The 25428-nt window shown below is 29.8% G+C and carries 25 protein-coding genes, 1 tRNA gene, 2 rRNA genes and 1 pseudogene; 20 read left to right on the top strand and 9 right to left on the bottom strand.

Going from position 1 to position 25428, the window contains the following annotated elements:
* Positions 1 to 81: 81 nt before the first annotated feature.
* The 3 genes from ACR82Z_RS04340 to ACR82Z_RS04330 form a co-directional block, all read right to left on the bottom strand.
* Positions 82 to 2987: ribosomal RNA gene (locus tag ACR82Z_RS04340) — 23S ribosomal RNA — on the bottom strand.
* A gap of 269 nt (positions 2988 to 3256) precedes the next feature.
* Positions 3257 to 4762 (bottom strand): 16S ribosomal RNA (locus ACR82Z_RS04335).
* Together the 16S and 23S rRNA genes form the textbook arrangement of a ribosomal RNA operon.
* A gap of 153 nt (positions 4763 to 4915) precedes the next feature.
* The gene (locus tag ACR82Z_RS04330) at positions 4916 to 5602 is read right to left on the bottom strand and encodes a hypothetical protein (protein ID WP_435129272.1); all 687 of its coding nucleotides are present in this window, start codon (positions 5600 to 5602) and stop codon (positions 4916 to 4918) included.
* A gap of 49 nt (positions 5603 to 5651) precedes the next feature.
* Between ACR82Z_RS04330 and ACR82Z_RS04325 the strand changes: the two genes are divergently transcribed.
* Entirely contained in the window at positions 5652 to 7397 is a 1746-nt protein-coding gene (locus ACR82Z_RS04325) for a hypothetical protein (protein WP_435129269.1), read from the top strand.
* Positions 7398 to 7435: 38 nt separating this feature from the next.
* Here ACR82Z_RS04325 and rpmB read toward each other — a convergent pair whose 3' ends face one another.
* The 5 genes from rpmB to truB all read right to left on the bottom strand — a co-directional run bounded on the left by rpmB (position 7436) and on the right by truB (position 10502).
* Positions 7436 to 7627 carry a 50S ribosomal protein L28 gene (gene rpmB / locus ACR82Z_RS04320; RefSeq protein WP_435129266.1) on the bottom strand — a complete coding sequence of 64 codons (192 nt, stop codon included), beginning with the start codon at positions 7625 to 7627 and terminating at the stop codon, positions 7436 to 7438.
* An 18-nt stretch (positions 7628 to 7645) separates the two neighbouring features.
* Positions 7646 to 7912 carry a 30S ribosomal protein S15 gene (rpsO, locus tag ACR82Z_RS04315; RefSeq protein ID WP_435129263.1) on the bottom strand — a complete coding sequence of 89 codons (267 nt, stop codon included), beginning with the start codon at positions 7910 to 7912 and terminating at the stop codon, positions 7646 to 7648.
* 102 nt (positions 7913 to 8014) lie between these two features.
* Positions 8015 to 8854 (bottom strand): FAD synthase, encoded by an 840-nt coding sequence (locus ACR82Z_RS04310; protein ID WP_435129260.1) that lies wholly within the window; start codon positions 8852 to 8854, stop codon positions 8015 to 8017.
* Positions 8854 to 9669: a YcsE-related riboflavin metabolism phosphatase gene (locus ACR82Z_RS04305; RefSeq protein WP_435129257.1), complete on the bottom strand. Its 816-nt coding sequence runs from the start codon at positions 9667 to 9669 to the stop codon at positions 8854 to 8856. The genes ACR82Z_RS04310 and ACR82Z_RS04305 overlap by 1 nt, the downstream gene beginning before the upstream one ends.
* Entirely contained in the window at positions 9657 to 10502 is an 846-nt protein-coding gene (gene truB, locus ACR82Z_RS04300) for a tRNA pseudouridine(55) synthase TruB (protein ID WP_435129254.1), read from the bottom strand. The genes ACR82Z_RS04305 and truB overlap by 13 nt, the downstream gene beginning before the upstream one ends.
* A gap of 139 nt (positions 10503 to 10641) precedes the next feature.
* On the opposite strand from truB, the gene gmk reads away from it, so the two are divergent.
* The 14 genes and pseudogenes from gmk (at position 10642) to dcm (ending at position 19729) form a co-directional block, all read left to right on the top strand.
* Entirely contained in the window at positions 10642 to 11244 is a 603-nt protein-coding gene (gene gmk, locus ACR82Z_RS04295; protein WP_435129251.1) for a guanylate kinase, read from the top strand.
* A complete protein-coding gene (locus ACR82Z_RS04290; protein ID WP_435129248.1) occupies positions 11237 to 11992 on the top strand; it encodes a PP2C family protein-serine/threonine phosphatase in 756 nt (251 codons plus the stop codon). The genes gmk and ACR82Z_RS04290 overlap by 8 nt, the downstream gene beginning before the upstream one ends.
* Entirely contained in the window at positions 11982 to 12983 is a 1002-nt protein-coding gene (locus tag ACR82Z_RS04285; protein WP_435129245.1) for a serine/threonine protein kinase, read from the top strand. Before ACR82Z_RS04290 ends, ACR82Z_RS04285 begins: the two co-directional genes overlap by 11 nt.
* Positions 12984 to 12985: 2 nt before the next feature.
* The gene (gene rsgA / locus ACR82Z_RS04280) at positions 12986 to 13834 is read left to right on the top strand and encodes a ribosome small subunit-dependent GTPase A (RefSeq protein WP_435129242.1); all 849 of its coding nucleotides are present in this window, start codon (positions 12986 to 12988) and stop codon (positions 13832 to 13834) included.
* Entirely contained in the window at positions 13834 to 14490 is a 657-nt protein-coding gene (locus ACR82Z_RS04275; RefSeq protein WP_435129240.1) for a ribulose-phosphate 3-epimerase, read from the top strand. Before rsgA ends, ACR82Z_RS04275 begins: the two co-directional genes overlap by 1 nt.
* A 17-nt stretch (positions 14491 to 14507) precedes the next feature.
* Entirely contained in the window at positions 14508 to 14738 is a 231-nt protein-coding gene (locus tag ACR82Z_RS04270) for a phosphopantetheine-binding protein (RefSeq protein WP_435129237.1), read from the top strand.
* 211 nt (positions 14739 to 14949) lie between these two features.
* On the top strand, positions 14950 to 15153 hold the full coding sequence (locus tag ACR82Z_RS04265) for a cation transporter (protein WP_435129234.1): 204 nt from the start codon (positions 14950 to 14952) through the stop codon (positions 15151 to 15153).
* The gene (locus ACR82Z_RS04260) at positions 15137 to 17209 is read left to right on the top strand and encodes a heavy metal translocating P-type ATPase (RefSeq protein ID WP_435129231.1); all 2073 of its coding nucleotides are present in this window, start codon (positions 15137 to 15139) and stop codon (positions 17207 to 17209) included. The genes ACR82Z_RS04265 and ACR82Z_RS04260 overlap by 17 nt, the downstream gene beginning before the upstream one ends.
* Positions 17210 to 17323: 114 nt before the next feature.
* Positions 17324 to 17587 carry a transposase gene (locus tag ACR82Z_RS04255; protein ID WP_435128564.1) on the top strand — a complete coding sequence of 88 codons (264 nt, stop codon included), beginning with the start codon at positions 17324 to 17326 and terminating at the stop codon, positions 17585 to 17587.
* Entirely contained in the window at positions 17520 to 17885 is a 366-nt protein-coding gene (locus tag ACR82Z_RS04250) for a transposase (RefSeq protein ID WP_435129228.1), read from the top strand. Before ACR82Z_RS04255 ends, ACR82Z_RS04250 begins: the two co-directional genes overlap by 68 nt.
* Positions 17867 to 18130: pseudogene (locus ACR82Z_RS04245) on the top strand (transposase); the annotation flags it as partial. The gene ACR82Z_RS04250 and the pseudogene ACR82Z_RS04245, both read left to right, overlap by 19 nt.
* Before the next feature lie 109 nt (positions 18131 to 18239).
* The gene (locus ACR82Z_RS04240) at positions 18240 to 18407 is read left to right on the top strand and encodes a transposase (RefSeq protein WP_435130644.1); all 168 of its coding nucleotides are present in this window, start codon (positions 18240 to 18242) and stop codon (positions 18405 to 18407) included.
* Positions 18370 to 18504 (top strand): hypothetical protein, encoded by a 135-nt coding sequence (locus ACR82Z_RS04235; RefSeq protein ID WP_435129225.1) that lies wholly within the window; start codon positions 18370 to 18372, stop codon positions 18502 to 18504. Before ACR82Z_RS04240 ends, ACR82Z_RS04235 begins: the two co-directional genes overlap by 38 nt.
* Positions 18505 to 18799: 295 nt before the next feature.
* Entirely contained in the window at positions 18800 to 19729 is a 930-nt protein-coding gene (gene dcm / locus ACR82Z_RS04230; protein ID WP_435129222.1) for a DNA (cytosine-5-)-methyltransferase, read from the top strand.
* 1 nt (position 19730) lies between these two features.
* On the opposite strand, the gene ACR82Z_RS04225 is transcribed toward dcm, so the two are convergent.
* Positions 19731 to 20927 (bottom strand): MspI family type II restriction endonuclease, encoded by a 1197-nt coding sequence (locus ACR82Z_RS04225; RefSeq protein WP_435129219.1) that lies wholly within the window; start codon positions 20925 to 20927, stop codon positions 19731 to 19733.
* A 126-nt stretch (positions 20928 to 21053) separates the two neighbouring features.
* Between ACR82Z_RS04225 and ACR82Z_RS04220 the strand changes: the two genes are divergently transcribed.
* The 5 genes from ACR82Z_RS04220 to ACR82Z_RS04200 all read left to right on the top strand — a co-directional run bounded on the left by ACR82Z_RS04220 (position 21054) and on the right by ACR82Z_RS04200 (position 24170).
* Positions 21054 to 21128 (top strand) — tRNA-Trp (locus ACR82Z_RS04220).
* An 83-nt stretch (positions 21129 to 21211) separates the two neighbouring features.
* Positions 21212 to 21334: a hypothetical protein gene (locus ACR82Z_RS04215; protein ID WP_435129216.1), complete on the top strand. Its 123-nt coding sequence runs from the start codon at positions 21212 to 21214 to the stop codon at positions 21332 to 21334.
* A 526-nt stretch (positions 21335 to 21860) separates the two neighbouring features.
* Complete coding sequence (locus tag ACR82Z_RS04210) at positions 21861 to 22142, top strand: hypothetical protein (RefSeq protein WP_435129213.1); 282 nt, start codon at positions 21861 to 21863, stop codon at positions 22140 to 22142.
* Positions 22078 to 22572, top strand: coding sequence for a hypothetical protein (locus ACR82Z_RS04205; RefSeq protein WP_435129210.1), 495 nt, complete (start codon positions 22078 to 22080; stop codon positions 22570 to 22572). Before ACR82Z_RS04210 ends, ACR82Z_RS04205 begins: the two co-directional genes overlap by 65 nt.
* 602 nt (positions 22573 to 23174) lie before the next feature.
* Positions 23175 to 24170 (top strand): NAD(P)H-dependent glycerol-3-phosphate dehydrogenase, encoded by a 996-nt coding sequence (locus ACR82Z_RS04200; RefSeq protein WP_435129207.1) that lies wholly within the window; start codon positions 23175 to 23177, stop codon positions 24168 to 24170.
* Positions 24171 to 25428 lie beyond the last annotated feature (1258 nt).

Genomic DNA, 25428 nt, shown 5'->3' with positions numbered 1-25428 from the left:
GAATAAAAAAATGCCCCTTAGGCATAGTCCTTTGAAAACTGAATAGTAATTATAATTCATTAAAATGTCTTGAATACATTTACTTTTAAACCTATCAATTTATTAGTAATGGTCAGCTGAATGTATTACTACACTTACACTTCCATCCTATCAACCTCGTAGTCTACAAGGAATTTCAAGGGAATACTTATCTTTGAGGAGGCTTCCCACTTAGATGCTTTCAGCGGTTATCCCTTCCATACTTAGCTACCCAGCTATGCTCCTGGCGGAACAACTGGAACACCAGTGGTACGTCCACTCCGGTCCTCTCGTACTAAGAGCAGCTCTCATCAATATTCCAACGCCCACATCAGATAGGGACCGAACTGTCTCACGACGTTCTGAACCCAGCTCGCGTACCGCTTTAATTGGCGAACAGCCAAACCCTTGGAACCGACTCCAGCTCCAGGATGCGATGAGCCGACATCGAGGTGCCAAACCTTGCCGTCGATGTGATCTCTTGGGCAAGATAAGCCTGTTATCCCCAGGGTAACTTTTATCCGTTGAGCGACTGCCATTCCATGATGTACAGCCGGATCACTAAGTCCTGCTTTCGCACCTGCTCGACTTGTAAGTCTCGCAGTTAAGCACACTTCTACCTTTGCGCTCTACATACGGTTTCTGACCGTATTGAGTGTACCTTTGAACGCCTCCGTTACCTTTTAGGAGGCGACCGCCCCAGTCAAACTACCCACCACGCACTGTCTCCCCACCGGATCACGGTGGTAGGTTAGAAACTCAACATACCAAGGGTGGTATTTCAACGGTGACTCCTCTGAAACTAGCGTTTCAGTATCAATGTCTCCCACCTATCCTACACATGTTAGGCCAAGTTCCAATACGAAGTTGTAGTAAAGCTCCATGGGGTCTTTTCGTCTTGATGCGGGTACCCAGCGTTTTCACTGGGACCATAATTTCACCGAGTCCAATGTTGAGACAGTTGAGAGATCATTGCGCCTTTCGTGCAGGTCAGTATTTAGCCGACAAGGAATTTCGCTACCTTAGGACCGTTATAGTTACGGCCGCCGTTCACCCGGGCTTCATTTCAACGCTTCGCATAAAGCTAACGCATCCACTTAACCTTCGGGCACTGGGCAGGCTTCACCCCCTATACATCACCTTACGGTTTAGCAGAGAGCTGTGTTTTTGATAAACAGTTGCCCCTCACAATTTACTGTGACCAACTTTTACAAGCTGGTACCCCTTCTTGCGAACTTACGGGGTTAATTTGCAGAGTTCCTTAACATTGGTTTTCTCGCTCGCCTTAGAATACTCATCTTGGGAACGTGTGTCCGTTCTCGGTACAGGCACCAAAATATTTAAAGTTTAGAAGCTTTTCTAGGAAGTATGAAATCACACAATTTGATTCAAAGAATCTATGCATCATAACTTCCGGTTGCAATTTCTTTTAGAAGACGCATTTAACTAATCTTCCCCAGTTGTTATTTACCCCTAAAAAATCCATTTATAGGTAGTGCTATCCTTCTCCGTCACTCCATCACATATTAAGGTGGTACAGGAATATTAACCTGTTATCCATCGGATACGCATTTCTGCCTTTCCTTAGGCCCTGACTAACCCTGGGTGGACGAACCTTCCCCAGGAAACCTTTCCCAATAGGCGTTGTGGATTCTCACCACAAATCGTTACTCATACCGGCATTCTCACTTCTTAAGTCTCCATTACTCCTTACGGTGTAACTTCACTGTCTTAAGAACGCTCCTCTAACGTACATAATGTACCCGTGGCTTCGGTATTGTGTTTTACTCCCGTTAAATTATTGGCGCAAGATCTCTTGACTAGTGAGCTATTACGCACTCTTTAAAGGGTGGCTGCTTCTAAGCCAACCTCCTAGTTGTTTATGAAATCTCACAACCTTTCTGACTTAACACAATTTTGGGACCTTAGCCGACGATCTGGGTTGTTACCCTCGCGAGCCGGGACGTTAGCACCCCGGTTCCGACTGCATGATAATACAAAATGGTATTCGGAGTTTGATTATAGTCAGTACCACTAGGCGCGGCCATTCCATATTCAGTGCTCTACCACCAATTCTTAACATCACACGCTAGCCCTAAAGCTATTTCGAGGAGAACCAGCTATCTCCAAGTTCGATTGGAATTTCTCCACTATTCACAAGTCATCCGGGCACTTTTCAGCGTACTACGGTTCGGTCTTCCATTTGGTGTTACCCAAACTTCAACCTGCTCATGAATAGATCACATGGTTTCGGGTATATATCAACATACTAAACGCCCTATTCAGACTCGATTTCTCTACGGCTCCGCTTTTTTCTGCTTAACCTTGCATGTTAATATAACTCGCCGGTCCATACTGCAAGATGTACGCCATCAGCCATTAACGGCCTTTGACTAATTGTAAGTAAGTTGTTTCAGATTCTATTTCACTCCCCTCCCGGGGTTCTTTTCACCTTTCCCTCACGGTACTAGTTCGCTATCGGTGTCTGGTTAGTATTTAGCCTTACCGGATGGTCCCGGTGGATTCAGACAAGGTTTCACGTGCCTCGCCCTACTCAGGATACTATCAGAAGTTGCAATAATTTTACATACGGGAGTATCACCCTCTATGCTGAAGCTTCCCAACTTCTTTTGCTATCAGTGCAATTTGTAACTTCGTGTAGATAGTCCTACAACCCCAACATAAGTTGGTTTGAGACTCTTCCAATTTCGCTCATGCTACTTATGGAATCATTGTTTATTTTCTGTTCCTGTTGCTACTAAGATGTTTCAGTTCACAACGTGTCTCGTCAGTTGAAACTATAGATTCATTTCAATGCAATTAGATATTATTCTAATTAGGTTTCCCCATTCGGAAATCCCCGTGTCGCAGACTATATCCAGGCTCTACGAGGACTATCGCAGGTAATCACGTCCTTCTTCGACTTCCAGACCCACAAGCATCCACAACTCACTCTTTCTTATTTAAAAGTTGACAATATAACCTATTGATTTGATGTATTCAAAGACATTTTAATAAATTATTTTATAAATAATTACTCGGTATCATCAAACAAATTGACTCATTTTTTTTGATGTCGTTGTCATATTAATTTATCTTTACTATTCAGTTTTCAAAGAACAAAAGAGAGAAAAGTTCTCTCAAAACTAGATATAACTTTTGGACTATTAACAAAAGCACATAACATAAATAAAATAGTCGTTAATATTTGTTATATAAATAACAATGTACTCCGTAGAAAGGAGGTAATCCATCCCCACGTTCTCGTAGGGATACCTTGTTACGACTTCACCCCAGTCACCGGCCCTGCCTTAGGCGGTTGTCTCCGTAGTTAACTAAACCGACTTCGGGCATTACCAGCTCCCATGGTGTGACGGGCGGTGTGTACAAGACCCGAGAACGTATTCACCGTAGCGTAGCTGATCTACGATTACTAGCAATTCCGACTTCATGTAGTCGAGTTGCAGACTACAATCCGAACTGAGAATAGTTTTTTGAGATTTGCTTCACATCACTATTTTGCTTCTCTTTGTACTATCCATTGTAGCACGTGTGTTGCCCCACTCGTAAGAGGCATGATGATTTGACGTCGTCCCCACCTTCCTCCCAATTACTCGGGCAGTCTTCTTAGATAATTAACTAAGAATAAGGGTTGCGCTCGTTGCAGGACTTAACCGAACATCTCACGACACGAGGCTGACGACAACCATGCACCATCTGTCATTCTGTTAGCCTCCACTATATCTCTATAGTTTTGCAGAAGATGTCAAGAGTGGGTAAGGTTCTACGCGTATCTTCAAATTAAACCACATGCTCCACTGCTTGTGCGGATCCCCGTCAATTCCTTTAAGTTTCACTCTTGCGAGCATACTACTCAGGCGGATGATTTAATGCGTTAGGCTGCGTCGATAGTATCTATCAACTAATCATCATCGTTTACAGCGTGGACTACCAGGGTATCTAATCCTGTTTGCTCCCCACGCTTTCGTCTCTCAGTGTCAATATGTACCCAGTTAGCTGCCTTCGCCAAGTTGGTGTTCTTCCTAATATCTACGCATTTCACCGCTTCACTAGGAATTCCGCTAACCTCTATACAATTCTAGCATGCCAGTATCCAACGCGATTTGGGGTTGAGCCCCAAATTTTGACGCCAGACTTAACATACAACCTACAGACGCTTTACGCCCAATAATTTCGGATAACGCTTGCAACCTATGTATTACCGCGGCTGCTGGCACATAGTTAGCCGTTGCTTTCTGACAAGGTACCGTCAAGGTATTAACATTTCCTTTAATACTTTTTCTTCCCTTATAACAGCAGTTTACAACCCGAAGGCTGTCATCCTGCACGCTGTGTTGCTCCATCAGACTTTCGTCCATTGTGGAAAATTCCCTACTGCTGCCTCCCGTAGGAGTCTGGGCCGTATCTCAGTCCCAGTGTGGCGGATCAGTCTCTCAACCCCGCTAAACATCATCGTCTTGGTAGGCCTTTACCCTACCAACTAACTAATGCTCCGCACCCCGATCTCTTAGTGGAGCAAATGCTCCTTTAATTTAACTTTTATGCAAAAGTTAAAGGTATCCAGTATTAGCGATAATTTCTCATCGTTATCCTAATCTAAAAGGTACGTTAAGTACGTGTTACTCACCCATTCGCCGCTAAGTTATAAATAACTTCGCACGACATGCATGTATTAGGCACACAGCCAGCGTTCATCCTGAGCCAGGATCAAACTCTCGAAAAAATTGACTGTCATGTTTTATATCTAGTTTTCAAAGAACTTTTACTTATAGTAAAATATAAGCAATAATTATTATATTGCAAACAAAAATAAACAAAATTATTTTATTTTTTGAATGCTTAACTATTATATGATAAAAAATAAAAAATAAAAATTTTATTTTATATTTTCTGAATATATTAACTCTAAATTTTTTAACTTTATTAATTCAAATCCTTTATAATCAATATTCATATCTTTTAGTTTTATAAAACTTTTAAAGTATCAAACATTAAACGAAAAAGAAATAAAAAAGAAGATTACAAAGAAACAATAAAGGAGAATATCTATGAATTTTTCATAAAATTCATTTTGTAAATATTTTAATAAAAACATCAAAGAGATAAAAACAATAAGATAAATTATATAAAAAGTAATCATCGAAAATGTCAATCGCATTAATCTTAACGAATATTTGCAATTTATGTATTTATTATAATCATTGAGATTACAGCTTAATCGATATGAATCTAATAAGATGTCATCATAAATTAATGGAACAAAGATGAATATTGCTCTTTTTACCTTGTTATTGAATTTTACCTTATACATTAACTTTGTTAGAAGTATCGCTCTCATTACATAAGATATAATCAAAATTAAAATAATTATCAAATATTCAATAATGTTTGTTTGAAAGATGTAAAAATTAATATTCAATTCATTAGTTAGTTCATGTGATAGTTTACTAAGGATAAAAATTGATAGTAATAATCCTAAAATTAAAATAGTCATCATTATAATTAATATCCAACTTGTAATCGGTACCATTAATTCGATTCACTTTTTAGTTTTCTTTTTCATTTAAAAATTATAAAATATTAATAACAAAATAAAACTATTTAGGTAAATTATGAAAAAATTAAAAAAATATATGTTGATTCATTCATCGCTTATTGCTGCTGCTGCAACTGTGATTGGGGTAGTTTTATTTAGTGATATAGGTATTTTTGCAAACAAAAGCACCGACAAATTAAATGATTCAAAAAATCAAAAGCAAAATTTTGTTAATTTTGATATCGACACAAATTCAAAACTTGATTTGCTTAATAAGCAGAATCGAGCAGATATTAATATTTATTTCACAACCCGTGGAACAGATGTGTATTATGATTTAATTCGACTATCAATGCTATCTAAGAGTGAAAATTATTTTTTTGTTTTACCTAATAATTCGCTTGTTCAAAGTAGAACGGACGCTAAATTATTAGAGGATTTTTATAACAGCCAAAGAGTTGATGTAAAAAATAAAAATTCTAAAGTAATTAAGATTAAAAAAGGTGAAGATGAAGCAGTTTTATCACAAGTTGAACATATAATTAATTCAAATCCATACAAAAGAATCAACATTTGAACTAATTCTAATAATTTTGAACGTTCTGTTGATTATGCTAATTTATCGACTTACAAAAATGTGCAAATTAACGGATTAAATCAAGATACATCAATTGGTTTTAGTATTTTATATAAAGGTTTTGATCCAAAATTTCGCAGTGAATATTTTGATTCAACAAACAAGGTTTGAAATTTGTATAAAGGAAAATTCTTAAATTCATATAATCAGTATCTTTTATCAATAAACTTTAATCATATTAATTATTATTGAAGCACATCTGAAATAGCTAGCAGATTTAATGAAAATTATCTAAAAAATAATTTTGCTTATTTTAATGATGATAATGAAACTTTGAATAATTTGCTTACTAAAACAAAAAGTTCTGATAATAAATACTTAATAACTTATTTTACTAATATTATTGGAAATAATTGACAAAAAACTAGAGATATAATTGAAAGTGATATTTATAAAAATAAAAAGAAACCCTTATTAGTTTTAGGTCGTGGAAGCAAAAGCGATTTTAATGATTTAATAACTGTTGTAGCAAAATACGCAAACGATTATAATATATATTATAAATCAGATCCGGGTGCTGATGCAGTTTATAAAGATATCGATTTATTGCTTCATCCAGGTAATAAAATTTCATATACACAAAATACTTATATAAATAATGTTGTAACAACACAAAAACAAGAATATACAATTTCACAAAACACTATCGTAAGAACAATTGATAACTTTTTAAGTTATGAAGACTTAATTAAATATCATGCAAACCAAACAGATGGTTTTTGATTTAATAAATATATAAGTTTTAAAGAAGATGATGATAATTTAAAACTAATTAACAACAAACGTAATGAATTTAGTGATTTTATCGGTTATTTTAATGTTGATAATGTTTATATTTCATCAGATTCTAATAACAGTAAAATTAGAAATATGTTCAAATTGCAATTAGATAAATTGATTTCTTCTATTGCAACAGAAAACTACAAAATCGACATCAAAACAGAAGCAATAAATACCCCAATTGACCAACTAAAACCCAGTGACTTTATCTTTTCAAGTAATGATAACTCTTTATTTGTAGTTCCTGCATTAAAAGATATTAAAATCATAAATTTTGATCGCTCAAAAAAATCAATTACATTTAAATATCCAGTAACAGTAAGAATTTTTGTTTGAACTAACAGCAGTATTTCGAAAATATATGAAAATTTCAAGGATACTCGTGTTTTTAATCAGTTAAAATAAATCATTTAAGTCCATAAAACAGACTTAAATGATTTTTGTTATACTAAACCTTTGTTCTTCAAGGTTTTTAAGGTTTTTGCACTTACCCGTAGTTGCATTTTTTGACCACCAATTGTTACTCTTACTTTTTGTAAGTTAACATTGAATTTTCTTTTTGAAGCATTCATAGCATGTGAACGTGTATTTCCTGCCATTGGACCTACACCAGAAATTTGACATCTTCTTGACATAATAACCTTTCAATCAAATTATTTACGTATTTTTAATGCTTCAGTTATTTTTTTGTATTCATTAAAATCATTTTCTTTTAGGTGTTTTAATAATACTTTACGTTGTGAAATTTTTGCTAAGAATCCTCTTCTTGAATGGTTGTCTTTAGGGTTTTTTAAAAAGTGTGGTTTAAGTGATTCAATATCCTCGGTTAAAATTGCTATTTGCACAGATGCATTTCCTGTGTCTTTAGCATTCTTACCAAATTTTTTGATTAATTCAGCTTTTCTTGCTTTAGAAACCATAATAAACTCCTTTATATTATGTTTTATCCGAGCTAAAACTTCTTTATAACCCAGAGTAAAATTTATGTTCGCAATAAAATTGCTTATTTATTATAACATATCCTATGATTTTAAAAAAATGTTTTTCGCATTAACATAGTCTTCTTCGGTAATCTGGTCTTCATCATTTGAAACTATAAATCTTAGTTCTGAAATTATTTCTAGGACAACATTACCAACTATTCTTTCAATTGAATACATACTTTGTTTTTCAACTAATTTTAAAAATATTCAATTATCTTTTGTTTTGTGCATAATAATATGAAAACCAAAACCATTTGCATATAAAATCGCAATATACAAACCTGCTGGAATCACAATAACATTTTCCGGATAATGAAAACCTTTGTTATTTAATTCACCTGAAACAAGATAACCAAACGGAGAAACCATATTAAGAAAACGAAACTTACCGTATGCTAAACCTTCTCTTAAAAGTTTTGTGCTTATTTTTACATTTTTAATTTTATATATTTCAACAACACAAACATTTGCATTAGGTAAAATATTTGCTATATCGTCTGCTTTTCACTGTGCTTGATAACCAAATTTAAAGTCTTGACCAATTGCAATATTAACTTTTTTATCAGATGCTAATTTATGTAGGAATTCTGGTCCACTTAAGTGTCTTACATCATTAAAATGAAGCACAATAATCGCATCAACATTCATTTTTGACATCATTAAATATCGATCGTTATCATTTTGATAAAGTTTTTCGTTGCGATATTTATAAATATCGTTACAACTAAAAGTCACAATAATTTTTCTACCTGGATTATTTGCTATTTGCTTATATAACTGATAGTGTCCTAGGTGAAAACTTTGAAAGGAACCGATAATAAAACTATCACCATCTTCAGCTTTAAAATCATCTAGTGTATAAATAATAAGTTTGTCCATTAGATTAAATGTAATTCTTTAAGTTTTAAATAAGCCCCATCAAATTCACAGTCTGCTGCTATATCTGAAGCTACAGTTTTAATTTTATCACTTGCTCGTTCCATTGCTACACCATAATACACATCCCGAAGCATCTCAAAATCATTTGCACTATCACCAAAAGCAATAACATTATCCATTGAATAACCTAAATGCTTAGTTAATTTTTTTAATGTTGTGCTTTTGGTTATATCAATTGGATTGATAAAAAAACCTCTTGATCACCTTGATGAAATTTCAACTTCCATTTTTGCATCTTTAATAAATTGTTCCATTTTCTGCGATAATTCATATGGTTTATCTGTGTTGATAGTTATAACATATAAATCACTATTACTTAATAATGCTTCTTCATAGTTTAAATAATTTTCTTGAAAAGGACGAATAAATCATGAATCAGTTGGAGTTTGTGGAGACTTATAAACTTTATCAAAATCAGTAATTAAAAATCCTTTTATTTGTGTTCCGAATGCATCGTATAACTTAACTACATCTACTTTTTTAAGGGTACTTTTGTATAAAAATTCTTGTTTTTTTACATCTCAAATAAATGCACCATTCGCACCAATAAAATAATCAACATATTTTAGTTGTTCAAAAAAATCTCCAATTGTAGCAAACTCACGAGCAGTTGCTAAAACACTTATAATATTATTTTCTTTAAGTTTTTTAAACATTGTTTTGATGTTTTTTGAAAATTTTGTATTTCCATTAGGTAAAATTGTTCCATCTACATCGAAAACTGCTATTTTTATTATATCCTTTAAATTTTTCATTTCAGCCTTTCTAAAAATACTTTTTTAGGAAAAAATATTTTGTTTCTTACTAGTCCTACTGATACAATTTGGTTTTGTGCATCAGATCACATTAAAATCCCATCATCATAATCACATTCAAACTCTCTACCATTAATTAAATATTTATACTCATTTTCTGTATATTTAAGTATATTAAAATCAAATAAATCAAATATGGATATTTTCTGATGCTCTGTTGGTTTCAAATCATCAATATCTATATTACCTACTTTAATTCGTTTTAACTCTGTCATTATGCTGCTATTATTAAGTTGTTTTGCTATATCTTCTAATAAAACCCGAATATATGTACCATTTGAAACCAAAAAATAAATTGTGTATTCTTGATTTTCATAATCAAAGTCAAGTATTTTATAATCAATTACTTTAATTTTATGAGGCTTCAATTCAATATCTATACCTTGTCTTGCTAAGTCGTATGCTCTGCGTCCTTGGATTCTTTTTGCACTATATTTAGGTGGAATTTGAAATTCTTGTGTACATATTATATAAACTGCTTGCTGTAAGTTATCTAAATTAACTTGTTTTACATTCTCTTTTTGGATATCACCATTTGAATCTAATGTATCAGAACTATAACCAAATTTTGCTTTAGCAATATATGCTTTATTTTTGTTAGAAATATAATCTAAAAGTTTAGTATCTGAATCAGTAGCAACAATCATTAAGCCACTTGCTAATTGATCTAAAATTCCACTATGTCCTATTTTCTTGACACCTAATTTCTTCCCTAAAGCTCTAATTTCACGATTTGAATAAACACCTGATTCTTTAAAAAATTTATAAAACATTTTCCCCTTTTGTATTTGGATATTTTACTATATTTAAACTCATATATTTACATTTTCGATTTTTTTAAAATTTGGTATTTTATAATCTTATTTACAGTAAAAATTGCTCAAAAGTGCTATAATATAACACAATATGGATATGAAGCAGCAACAAAAACAATCAATTATTATTTTTTCAGGGCCAAGCGGAGTAGGAAAAGGAACAATTGAGCGATTGTTATTTGATTTTGATGAACTTAATCTTTCACTTTCTTGTTCGGCTACTACGCGGATGCCACGTAATGGTGAACTAAATGGAATACACTATTATTTTTTGGATGTTGAAACATTTCGTAATCACATACGAAGTCGTAAATTTGTTGAATTTTCATATCATTTAAACAACTATTATGGAACTTTATATTCTGAACTTGATAAAATACACAAAAAAAATAAAGTTCCTTTCCTAGAGATAGAAACTACGGGTGCAAAGCAAATAATATCTAAATTTTCTTCAGGTGAATTAGCAAAAAAATATAACTTAATTACCATCTTTGTATCCCCACCATCTATTAGTGATTTAAGAAAAAGAATTTTAGGTCGTGGAACTGAAAATTCACAGACTTTAAAGGAACGCCTTGCAAAATCAGAACTCGAACTTGCAGAATCACACATCTTTAGATACAAAGTAATAAACGACATTCCTGAAAGGGCAGCAGAAGAAATTCGATCAATTTTACATAGGGAGCTTATGCTTGATTAAATTTATATATATAAGTGATAAGGGTACGGTTAGAGAAAATAATGAAGATTGTGCAAAAATATTTGCAAAAGATAACTATTTTTTCGCATTACTTTCTGATGGTATGGGTGGTCATAAGTATGGTGATGTAGCATCTAATATAGTTATTAACTATTTAAGTTCTAATTTTGGTAGAAACTTTGTTTATACATCATCGATTCAAACTAAAAAATTTATTGAATACTCTATTGCAACTGCTAAAAAAGAAATGAAAAAGATTGCTGCAAAAAACAAAGAAATGGAAAATATGGGTACCACTTTAGTAGGCTGCATCGGAATTCCTGAACATAGAAAAATTTTTATTTTTAATGTAGGTGATTCTCGATGCTATTTTTATTTGAATACCAAAAAACTTATAAAAGTAACAATAGATCAAAACCTTGCATCACAATGAAAAGAAAATGGATATGACTACCATAATAATAAGAACGAGAAATATGCTCGTTATTTAACAAGTGCAATAGGGCCTAATATTCCTACTACAATTGATATAACAGAAATTAAAGATAATGAATATGATTTGATCAATAAAATAATGCTCACATCTGATGGGATCCATGAGTTTGTTGAACATATTGATTTGGAAGCTTGTTTATCAAAGGATGATAGTATATCGAATATAGCAAATGCTATATTAGATCAGGCAATTTTAAATTCATCAAATGATAATATGACTATTGCTTTATTGGAGTTAGATAATGAAAAATAAATTCGAAATTCCACAAAATTCTAAGGTACATCGCAGTTATATAATAGATAAAATTATCGGTGAAGGTGGTATGGGTACGGTTTTTTTAGTTCATTCTAAAAAAACTTCCGATATTAATAAATATGCACTCAAATACCGTAAAGTTGACGATAATGATACTAATAAAAAACGCTTTTGAAACGAAATTAACTTACTTCAAAAGATAAAGCATAAAAATATTCCAAAAATTTATGATTATGAATATAATGATACCGAGCAATATTATGTAATGGAATATATGGAAGGTGAAACATTAGCAAAACTTCTTAAAGATTCACATGTTTTTGTTATCAAGAGAGCTAATAATTATATGAAACAACTTGCTGAAACAATTGAAGAATTACATGCACATAATATTATCCATCGCGATATCAAACCAGAAAATATCATCATTTCTTCTTCACACCATCTAAAAATATTGGATTTTGGTATATCAGTTACCAACGAAACACAAAATTTGACAAAAGCGCATTCGTTAATTTGTTCACCTTATTATGCAGCACCTGAGTTATCAAATGGTAGTAAAAACATTACTCCTGCAGTTGACATATATGCTCTTGGTGTTTTATACTTTCAAATGCTTACTGGACAACTACCATTTCGTGGCGAGAATGCTGTAAATACAATAATGATGCATCAAAAAGATGCTTTCCCTGATATACGTCGCTTTAAGCATGATGTCCCAAATTCAATTGTAAATATTATCACTAAATCAACAGCAAAAGATCCAAAAGGCAGATACAAGACAATGAATGAGTTTAAAAAGGCGATAATTAAGTCTACAAGGAATGAAAATAAAATCGAACAACTTATTTCACCAAAAACAATGAAACCCAGAAAAACAGTTGCAGAAGTTGTTAGATCTCCGCTTTTTTTAGGTACTAGTATATTATTTTTAATAGTTGTGCTAGTTATTTTTGCTGTTGTTTTTAAGGTAAATAACTTTATTTAATTATGAAACAAATCTATAAAATTTTTGAAGCAGTTTCAGGTATTTATAAACTTGTAAACAAGCAACAAGTTATAAAAGTTCCTGCTGCAGGTAAGTTGCGGTTTTTACAAAAAACTCCTGTTGTCGGTGATAATGTAATAATGGAAAATAATCAGATTGTTGAAATTTTAGATCGTCAAAACTTTTTTATTCGTCCTAAGGTTGCTAATGTTGATCAAATTTTTATTTTTATGTCGATAAAACAACCTAAATTTTCAAGTTTTTTGGTTGATAAATATATGGCGATTATTGAAGAAAAACAAATTGAACCAGTTTTATGTATTAGTAAAATTGATTTAGATGAAGAAAATGCTAGAAAATGAGCAAATAAATATCAAAACCTAGGTTATCATGTTATTTTAATAAACAACAATAGTCCAAATTATTTAAACAAAATCGAAGAAATTACAGCAAATAAGTATAATTTATTTATGGGTCAAAGTGGAGTTGGTAAAACTACTACATTAAATAATATCGGAAATTTTAATTATCAAACCCAGGAAATTTCCAAGGCATTAGGTAGAGGTAAACACACAACTAGAACTGTAAGCATAATCAAAATAAAAAAAGGCTGATTGATTGATACTCCAGGTTTTTCTTCATTGGATTTAAATCTAACACAAATTCAACTTGCTCACAGTTATAAATGTTTTTATAACTGATCAAAATTATGTAAATTTCGCAGTTGTTTACATCAAAATGAAGCAATAAATGATTGTGCAATAAAACAAAAACTTCGTGATGGGGTACTACCAGAATTTAGATATAAAAATTACTTAAAATTGTTATCACAATTAAATGAGGGGAAATAATGAATAAATATGTCACACCAAGTTTATTAAATGTTGATGCTAAAAACAGACTTGAATTAGTTAATAAACTTGTAGATGCAGGAATTAAATGAATCCATTACGATGTAATGGATGGAAAATTTGTTGAAAATACCGCTATAGAGATTGATGAAATTGAAAATATTGCTAAGAATGGTAAAAAACATCTTAAGGATGTTCATTTAATGGTTGAAAATCCCTATGATTATGTTGAAAAAGTAAAAAACTTCGTTGATATCATTACTTTTCATTATGAAAGTATAATAGATGATTTAGATAAATTTGAGGATTTTTTAGAAAGAAATTTTCATGAAATAAAAATTGGTTTGGCTATAAAACCGAGCACACCTGTGGATGTTTTGCTTCCATATATAGATCGTTTAGCACTTGTTTTAATTATGTCAGTTGAGCCAGGAAAAGGCGGACAAAAGTTCATTGAAACTTCTTTGGATAAAATTATAAAATTAAAACTATATCGTCAAAAAGACTGTTTAGATTTTCTTATCCAAGTTGATGGCGGAATAAATAACATAACTGGACCTAAATCATTTAAATCTGGTGCAGATGCCTGTGTTGCCGGAACATATTTAGTAAATGAACCTACAAAAGAAAAAATACACAGTATCATCAAAGGATAATGTAATATAATATGAATATGAATGAAATCAAAACAAAAATATTAGAAAATTTAAAACGTTTATCAAAAAAGAAAGTTAATGAAAACGATGAAATCAAATCATTGGAAATTGATTCGTTAGATTTAGCCGAACTTATCATTGATGCTGAAGATGAATTTGGTATTTCTATTTCAGATGAGGAGATATTGAATATTAAATTTGTTAGCGATATCACAAATTTAATAACATCCAAAATACAAAATAAGTAAAGGTTTAAAATTGCTTATTTTGTATTTTTATATATGAATTTTAAGACATAGAGAATATTTTTATCTCTTTTGAAAAAGCAAAAAGAATATATTTCCTTAAAAAAATTGCGAAAATTTAATTTTTTGCTTGAAAACTTTTTTTTAATATTATAATTCTTATCGTAGTTAGTTATTAAATCTAACTACTTCAATATTATATTAAGGAGTTTTTATGACACGTTATTTTACAATTAATGTTTCATGTGCGTCATGTAAGTCACATATTGATAAAGTATTCAAAGAATACCCAGAAATTAAATATTCTGTTAATATTATGGAAAAAATGATTAAAATCGATGCTGATGAAGAAAAATATCCAGATGAGTTAATTGTTAAATTAGCAAAACAAGCAGGATACGATGCTGAACCAAATTAAAAAATTTTTAAATTGATTATGGTTGCCTAAAACAAATCTATGAGTCCAAGCAGTTATATTCATTCCTTTCTTAATAATAATTATTTTACATATTATTGGTATCTCCCAAGGTGTAGGTCATGATTTAATTGTGCAGGCTAAACAAACCTGAGTTTATTTAGTTTTAGGTATTTTAGCAACATTCTTAGTTTTTGTAGTATCTATAAAGTATTTTACAAACTATTACCGTTTGTTTAAAGGTGATGTTGGAATGGACTTGTTAATAGCCATCGGGGTTCATTTATCATACTTTTATTCACTTATTTTAACCATTATTACACTTGCTACACCAAGAAAAGGTTATAATGTCTTAGAAATGTACTTTTGAGATGTACCGAGTGCATTATTGACCTTTATAGGAATTGGTCATTATTTAGAAGATAAATTAAAACGCAAGTCTAGTATTGGGATTAAAGAATTATTACAACTACAAAATCGTTTTGCTTTACTTGTGCAACCTGATGGAAGTACTAAAAAAGTAAGCACTCGTTCTTTAAAAATTGGTGATCAAATTATTGTTCCTAAAGGACAAAATATTCCAGTTGATGCAGTTGTTTTAGAAAATACATCTGAATTAGATATGGCGTTTATCAACGGGGAACCACTTCCAAAAACAGTTGAACCTGGTGATTATGTTGTTTCAGGTGCTAATAATATTACTACATCATTAAAATTACAAGTTCAAAAAACTATGGGTGAATCAACCTTAACAAAGATTATTGATAAACTTGAAAACATTGTAGATTCATCTTCAAAGATTCAGCGTCTTGCGGATCGGATTGTTAGATATTTTATCCCTGCTATTTTATCAATTGCACTAATTAGTTTTATCATTTGAACAGCAACACTTTACTCTATTAATAATTTCCCTAGTTATTTAGCAAAAGTTGATGGAGCAAATAATTCGGGTATATATTACGGAATCAAAATTGGTGTTACAGTTGTAGTTATTGCTTGTCCGTGTGCATTTGGGATTGCCGCTCCAGCAGCTATCTATGCAGCAAGTGGTTTGGCAAGCAAGAATAAAATCCTTTTTGCTTCGGCAGATGTTTATGAAAAACTCAAGAATGCAAAATATATTATTTTTGATAAAACTGGAACCTTGACACAAGGAAAACCAACTATCCAAAAAATTTTAGGTGATCAAAGTTATCAAAACATTGCTCAATCATTAGCTTCTAAATCACATCACCCACTTTCGCAAGTTATTGCTAACTATCAAAGTTTTAATGCAGTTGAAATAACCAATGAACAAGAAATTCCAGGTTATGGTATCGTAGCAAATAGCAACGGAAAACAATATGAACTTGGTTCATACAAAAAGATGTTAGAAAAGAACTTTAACGATTTAGTAAACATCGAAAATTTTGAACCTTTTTCATATGTTGCATTAGCAGAAGATTCTAAAATTGTTATGATTTTTGTTCTTGGTGATACTTTAAAAGCTGATGCAAAAGATATGATTGCTAAATTCCACGAATTAGGTTTGCATGTTGTTATAGCTTCTGGTGATAACCAAGAAGTTGTTAAAAAATTTGCATCTGATTTAGGAATTCATACTTTTTATGGACAATTAGAACCAGAACAAAAATTAGAATTAATTGAAGAATTTAAGAAAAAAGGTGAAACAATCTTTGTAGGTGATGGTTTAAATGATATTCTTGCGATAAAAACAGCGTCATTAGGAATTGCTTTTGCATCTGGTTCTGATCTAGTGAACTCTGCTGCTGATATATCTTTAATGACTAATGAACTGCAAGCTGTTTATCAAGCAATCTATTTAGCGAAGAAAACTTTAAAAGTTATTAAATTTAACTTCTTATGAGCTTTCTTCTTTAATTTATTGGCTATACCAGTTGCTATTAGTGGAATTTTATTCCCTTGATTAGCTGCTATAATTATGATTATATCAAACATTTTATTGCTTTCAAATACCTTGTATTTTAAAAATAGGACTGCAAAGAAATTAAAAGAAATGTCTGCTAATAATTTATCTATCGAATCAAAGGGACCTTAAAAAAAGTTGTGTATTCATAACTGAGTTATCTTCACAAAAAAAATTTTTTAAAAAATATTAAAAAAGAGTGAAACTCCTTTAAAATTGTAAGTGAAATAAAACAAAGGAGAACACATGACAGATATTATATCAAAAAATTTGTTAATTTCAGAAAAGATTAATGAAATAAAAGAAAATGGGTTTAAATTCGTAGCAGAATTTTCAAGAGATATCATTACTAATATAATGAATGCAATCTTAAAAGAAGAGTTTGATGAGAACTTAAAATTTGAATTTGAAAATTCTAAATATGAAAAGAAAAATACACGAAATGGTTATTATACAAGAAGCACTAGATACACCTATTGGAAAAGCATTGCTAAATGTTCCAAGAGATAGAGCAGGAAGAATTAAAAGTAAATTATTTACCAGATATAGTCGAAGAAGTGATGATCTTACTCAGATGATAATGTCCTTTTGCAAACTAGGTGGTTCTTATAAAGAAATCACTGATTTCATTGAGAATTCTACAGACATAAAAATGTCAAGACAAACAATTTCTAATATCTTTACTACTACAAAGGAAAAGGTAGATGAATTCCAAAATAGAAAGTCTACCAAAGAAATTTCAAGCAATTTTTCTTGATTCTACTTACTTTTCCATCAAACGAGGAAGTTATGCAAAGGAAGTCTATAAATATCGTTATGGGAATTGACGAAAATGGTTATAAGCAAGTGCTAAACTTTGAAATTTGTCCAAATGAAAACAAAGGAATTTTTAGAGAATTATTACTAAAAATCAAGGAACAAGGTGTAGAAGAAGTTGAAATTTTTGTCTTTGACGGTTTACCTGGTTTAGAAAATGTTGTAAATGAAATTTTTCCAAAATCTAAGACTCAAAGATGTCTTGTATACATTCAAAGAAATATTGTGTCTAAAGTAAGGGTTTCTGATCGTAAAGAAATTTCTAATGATTTTATGTTGATTGCAAAACGAAGTAATATAATTTGAAGCACAAAAAGAACTAGAAAACTTTGTATCAAAATGAACTATAAAAGGTTACAAAAAAGAAGTCTCATATCTTTTGCAAATGCAAAATTTATTAACATTTTTTGATTTTCCACCTGAAAAGCGTAAATCTATTTATACAACAAATCCAATCAGATCCTTAAACTCGAGATATGAAATTGATTTTAAAAAGAAAAGTTTCATTTCCTAATACGGAAAGTTTATCACTGCTTTTAGCACATATTTTTGATAACTGAAATATTGACAGAAGTTTTAGAGCAACAAACGGATTTAGAAATATTGGTTAAACTTCGATTTGGTATTGAAAAACCTGCAAAATATAAAGCAAAAGAACAAAAGATTACTTTTGTTCGCTTTATTTTGCGGGTTTTTCAAAAAAATTTTTAAATTTTTCTGATAAGATGCTATTATATATACTACTTACCTTTTTATAGGATATAACTTAGATTTTATTAAAATACACAAGAATTTTTATAATGTCGAATCAAAAGACTAACATTTGTTAGTTTTTTTGATTCGATTCATTTCATTAGTTTGTTTAAAAATTAAGTTATAATAATATTCCAAATATCAAAGGAAGATATGAAATCTATAGATAAAACACTTACATTTATCGATTTGTTTGCTGGAATAGGTGGCATCAGAAAAGCATTTGAAGATGATGATACCAAATGCGTATTTAGTTGCGAGTGAGATAAATTTGCTGCTAAGACATATTTTGCTAACTATAATGAAATTCCATTTGGTGATATTAGAAAAATAAACGAAAAAAATATTCCAAATCACGATATTCTTTTAGCAGGTTTTCCTTGTCAACCTTTTAGTCACATCGGAAAAAGACAAGGTTTTACACATCAAAGTCAAGGAACATTATTTTTTGATATTCTTAGAATTTTAAAACACTCAAAACCTAAGATGTTTTTACTTGAAAATGTCAAAGGATTATTAACAAATGATAAAGGTAGAACCTTTAAGATAATTTTGCAAAGTTTAAACGATCTTGAATACAAGACTTTTTATAAGATACTTGATGCACAAAATTTTGGTTTACCACAAAGACGTGAGAGAATAATTATTGTAGGTTTTAGAAAAGATTTAAATGTTAATAATTTTGAGATTCCAGAAGGAGACAAAGAAGTTAGAATACCGATTAGTGATATTCTTGAGAGAAGCCCGAATGGTTATTCAGTCACAGAACACCTACAGAAAAATTATTTATTTAAAGTAGATGATGGAAAACCGCAGATAGTAGACTTTGATAGCAATATCCAAGTTAATACATTATGTGCAAGTTATCATAAAATCCAAAGGCTTACAAATACATTTATAAAAGATGGAAAAACTGGTCTTAGAATGTATAGCGAATTAGAATTAAAGAGATTAATGGGGTTTCCTGATAATTTTATTGTCCCTGTATCAAGGACACAAATGTATAGACAATTTGGTAATTCTGTAGCAATTCCAATGATTAAAGCAGTTGCTGATGCAATGAAGAAAGTTATAAAAAGGTAATTTATATTTCTGAAATAATTTTACATTTTAATTGTATTGCTTTACCTTTCTTCTTAGATGGATATGTTCATAAAAAATGTGTGCCAAAATGTCCACAAATATTGTGTTTATCTAGTAAATCTATATATTCATCGATTGTATAAAAATAAATCATAGATGTATTATTATCAAAAGTTAAAATATGACTTGATCATTGTTTATTTAGAAACCCATTACCACAAACCCCACCTATTACTCATTTTGCTAATTTTTCTTTCAATGGTTTTAATATTGATGTTAATCTTCTTTTATTATCTTCGCCAAAGCTAGACAATGTTGGATTTTCTTGAAATATCTGTAATAGATTCTTTAACTCTTTATTTTGTGGACTTAGCACACTCACGAACGATTCTGCTTTATATTCATGTACAGTAACATTTTTTGCACTAGTTCTTTTGCAGTTTATAGTTAAAATTATAGACTCATTATTTAATTTGTTTATCTTCAGAATAATGTCAGTTTTAGGTTTTCCACCAGATGGTAATTTACCTATTTCAGATTCGTTAGATGTTGCATCTATAAATTTGATTTCTTCTGGTTTGATATCTATCTTGCTAATAATCTTATAAAAATATGGATAATTTAGTCCTGTAATTGTTTTATCTTTTTCTTTATATTTCTTTAAATTATCTGAATTACTTAATATTAATGAAATAATTTTTTCAAATGTTAATCCTTGCATATTCTTTTTAAAACCATCATTATAATCAAATAATGCTTTTTGTTCTATCTGTTTATAAAGATTGCTTTGATTCAATATTTCGTTAATAGCTGTCACTTCTTCTTTGAGAATATATTTGTTGTTTTGTCGAGCAAAGAGAAAACTTTCTTTCTCATCTACATCGTCTGAATATATTAAAAATGCTTTTTCAACTTGTTTATTTATTTCTTTTATATTAAATGCATCTCATTGTTGACCCTTTATTCTATCACTTCTCATTGATGTTGTAGAAAATATTATCCATTCTTTGTCATCAAGAAATTTTATAATAAACGGTGCATAAAACTGTTCGTTATTAATATAGCCTTCTTTACCGATTCTATAATTTACACGAAAACTCTTTATATAATTATTATTTTTACAAAAATTTAACAAATCAATTATGCTCTTCTGAGCATTATGACCATGTTTACTCTTATCTTTATTTGAAAACGACATATAACAACCTCTTTTATAAAGATTCAAATTTCTTTGTTTTATTATATCAATTTGAATAAATATAGATAGAAAAATCTAAAATAACTAATTTATATTTTGCTTATTTATGGTATAATAAAAAATATTAGGAGTATAGTTCAACGGTAGAACAACGGGCTTCAACCCCGTGTGTTGTGGGTTCGAATCCTGCTACTCCTGCCATTTTTTTATATCTTGAAATTACGTGAATTATTAAACAAAATTTTACTAATTACTATAGTATATAATTTTGTAAGGATTTAATAATGAACAATAACTTTGAATTATCTAATTTCAGAAAAACAAGACTGATAAATTTACAAACAGTAATGCAATTTAGTGATTTAACAATACAGAGTTTAGCAAAAAAATCGGAAAATCTCTCGTAACTGTTATTAAATATAAGAAAATTATATAAAAGGGAGAAGAAGTTTATTAAAAAATTTGTTCTTCATAAGAATAGAGATAACATTCATGCCTGAAAATACTCAAATGAAGAGATAAAGAAATTAGCAGAAGATTATAATAATAAAAAACTCCTCACTTAGCGACGGGAAGAGTTCAACAGATTCATATTTGAGTTTGTTTTTATATAATGAAAAAATAAACTCAGAATATATCTTACTCTCAATTTCATAAAAGACTAATAAAATTAGGTGTTACATCTGCTTTTGCTTATAAAAGTAGCAAAAATTCTGCAAAAAAATATGTAAAGTATGCAAAATTAACGAATAAGGAATATCTTTTTGATAATATGGTTTTTAAAAAACCTAAGAAAAAGAAGTAATTAGAACCGAACAAAGACGAAATTTCTCATTTGGTCAAAGGGTAGAAATAGATGGATGCTCACACAAATTCTTAAATAATAAAGAAATAACATTAATTGGTTCCATTGATGTAGCAACAGGTTTAATTTTGTCATTACATTTTGAGAAAAAAGCAGAATCATTAAATGGACATCAATCAAATATTGAAAAAATGATAAATAATTATGGAATTCCACAAATGATTATTACAGATAACAGAAAGAATTTTTATAATTCTGCTGAATCAAATGCTTCTACATATAATGCCGTAAGAGATTTAGGAATAGAATTTATAACCACTTCTGAATCAAACGGAAAACCACATATTGAACGTTTTTGAGATTTTTGCACAAAAGAGAATTCCAAGTTGAATAAAAGACCACAATTATAAAACAATTGAAGAATTGAACCAAAATATAGGTGAATTAATGAATTATTTAAATATTACAAGAAAAAGTGTTATACAAAATCCACAAAGTAATTTCTTTAGACAACCACATAAAGAATACCTAGAAAATTACTTTGATTTAGAGATAAAAAGAAAAATTAATGCTGCTGCAGTAACTTATAATAATGTAAATTATGCACCCTATGAAAATGACAAAAGAATTAAAATTAATAGCAGCACAGATATAAAATTTGTCATAGGAACAGACGAAAAATTATATTTTAGAACCAAAAATAAAAGATATGAAGCAAAACCGATATCTACAAAAGATATGACTCATTATGAGAAAATAGCATTCTGAAAAACGCTCGCCATTAGGGGTAAAAGAAGTACAAATCATATCAAGACTTCTTTCGAGTGGTTTCTCCTTTAATAAATTACTTGATTTAAAAATTAGAAAAATTGCTTCATCTGATAAATATACAGGCTGATGAAATAAAAATATTGCAACAAATACTAGATGAACTCAGAAGATGCTCGTAAAAAACTCGATAACATCACAAATTTATAAAATCAAACAAACAAAATTTATGAATATTTTACCAAAGCAGTTCTAGGATTTTCCTTTACAGGAAAATCGTTTAAAACATACACATACAAATGTTTTTAAGGGTTTCTCACTTTTACCACCCCTAACCCCGCCTACATAGCAAAATAGTGGGGAATTTTCTTTTTGAAAAAAAGAAACAAAAAACTTTATATCTGTGGCAGTTACGCAAATATTTTATTTGCTACAAGTTCACTTTTTCAGATTTTGTTTTTTATATTTTTATATAAAGGTGTTTTATTATAAAAAGTAAAACAGAAAAATCTTAAATTAGACTTTTTATGGTATTAAAAAAACTGGTAAAAAGTGATTAATCCTGCTTTATGCTATATAATTTTTATACATTGTAACTATGTAAAGTTTTGAATAATATTTCAGAGCCATTTTTTTATATCTTGAAATTATTGCAAAACTTGTATAATAAGCATATGAAGAAATTATACAAATTTGGTTTTATCGGGACTGGTGCTTGGGGTAGTGCTTTAGCAAATGTGCTTTCAGAAAATGGACATAATGTAATTATGTATGGTATTGATAAAGTTGAAGTGGATGATATTAATAACGGATATAATCAAAAATATTTTTGATCTTTACCTTTTTATGCACCAGATAAGATTAAAGCGACACTTGATTTTGATGAAGTAGTATTAAACAGTGAAAATATTGTTTTAGCAGTTCCGGCTAACACTTTAAAAGGGATTTTAAAACAAATGCATCATAGTTTAAAAAACCGTAAAGTAAATATTGTTAATCTGTCAAAAGGAATTGAAAGTGTTTCAGAAATGTTTTTTAGTGACTTTATCCAACATCGTTTTAAGAGAAATCTTAAGAACTTAGTTTCTTTAGTAGGACCTTCGTTTGCTATTGAAGTATTTCAAAAGGAAGTAACTATTATTAACATCTTAGGAACTAACAGTGATTATTGTCAAGAAATTATGAGTTATTTTAATAATCGGTATTTTCAACTTCGTCATCAAAAAAACGTCCTTGGAAGCGAGTTATTCAGTGCTTTGAAAAATGTTTTAGCTATCGGTTTGGGAATTTTATCAAACCACACTAATAGCAACAATACTGTTGCTGCGATTATAACAATCGGGGTGAATGAAATATTAGATATATATAAGGTTATCTCAGGAAATGATGATGTTAAAATGGGATTTGATTTTGCTGGTATTGGTGATGTTTTCTTAACCTGTAATTCTTCTAAGAGTCGTAATTATATGTTCGGTAATCAAATTTCCGAATTTGGTATCAGCAAAGCACTTGAAAATAATTCAAAAACCATCGAAGGATATCAAACTGCTAAAATACTTGCTAAGATGCTTAAAGAAAAGCAAATTGAAACCAAATTATTTCAAAGTATTATTGATATTCTCTTTAACAAAAAAGAACCTATATTATTAACTGATTTTCTTGTTAATTAAAAACACCAGATATTTCTGGTGTTTAATTTATGATTTGGCTATTTATGTTTTAAATGTGTGTTTTTAAATAATTTTAAATGTTTTTGTTAAAAAACTAAAAAACAACTTATTATTTAATTTAAATTCTTATTTTTTGTTATATTTTAAGAATCCAAAAAATCTTTTTGTCTTATTTTTACCTGCTTGTTAAAAATTTATTTAAAGCTATCATCATTGAATAATGATTTCCTTTGTTTATTCTTGTTCACTTTACCCAATTTATATACTTATCTAAATTTTTACTTGAAACTCCGTTATATACATTTTCAATTAATTCTTTAATCTTGCGATGAAAATTATTAACATTTTGTATATGTAATTTTTCCCTTACACTTTTTGTTTTATCTGAATTTTCTTTATAAACAAAAGATTTTTTCTTAGAAGCACCAACAATATAATGAGATGCACCTATCTTATTTATAAAAGGTTTATATGATGTTTCCCCATCAGTTATAAATTTTGCAGATTCAGGATTTTTAACTTTGTATTTAAAAGCAAAATATAGTTTTTCTGCAGAAGGTTTTACCTTTTCCTAAATAAGAAATTGCGATTCCCCATTTCTATCAACCATAGTAGAAACACAATCTAAATCACTATTTATACCTCTTTTTGAGTTATAGTATAAAGATTTTCCACGTTTTCTTGCTGCTCTACCTATTCCGTTCTTGTGTCTACCTTTTTTACATCAAGAAAATATATTTCGTCAAGTCTCGATTATTCCACTACTGACATCTGATTCTTTTTGCTTAGATTTAATAAAATCTAATAATTTATGTCTTCAAACAAAAGTTTGTTTTTAAATTAATTCCACAAATCGCTGCAGTTTCTTTAAGTGTTAATTTCTTTAAATGACACTCAAGAAACATTTGATATTTAAACTTGATGTGTTTTTCTTAGTCTTTCAAAAACTGTTCCAGTGCAATTACTAAAAGTTTTCTTACAATCTAAACATCTATAACGAGGCGATGTTGTTTGTTGAACCGTGCTTGTGTATCTTTACAGTATCCACTATCTATGACAATATTTAGGTTTTTCTATTGTTATATCTTTACTATTATTTCATGAAGTAATATAAGATGCTAATACTTCTTTAACATCATTCGGAAGCGTCAGTAAATGACTTTATTCATGAATTTGTAATTAATTTTAGTTGTTTGAGTTTTTCATCTTTTGTTGACATTACTAAATTATACATTATTTTCAAATAAAACACATTTAA

Origin of the sequence: Mycoplasma sp. 6243 (assembly GCF_051200785.1) — a bacterium.
Lineage (GTDB): Bacteria > Bacillota_I > Bacilli_A > Mycoplasmatales > Metamycoplasmataceae > Mycoplasmopsis.
This window is presented reverse-complemented; position numbering and strand designations above follow the sequence as displayed.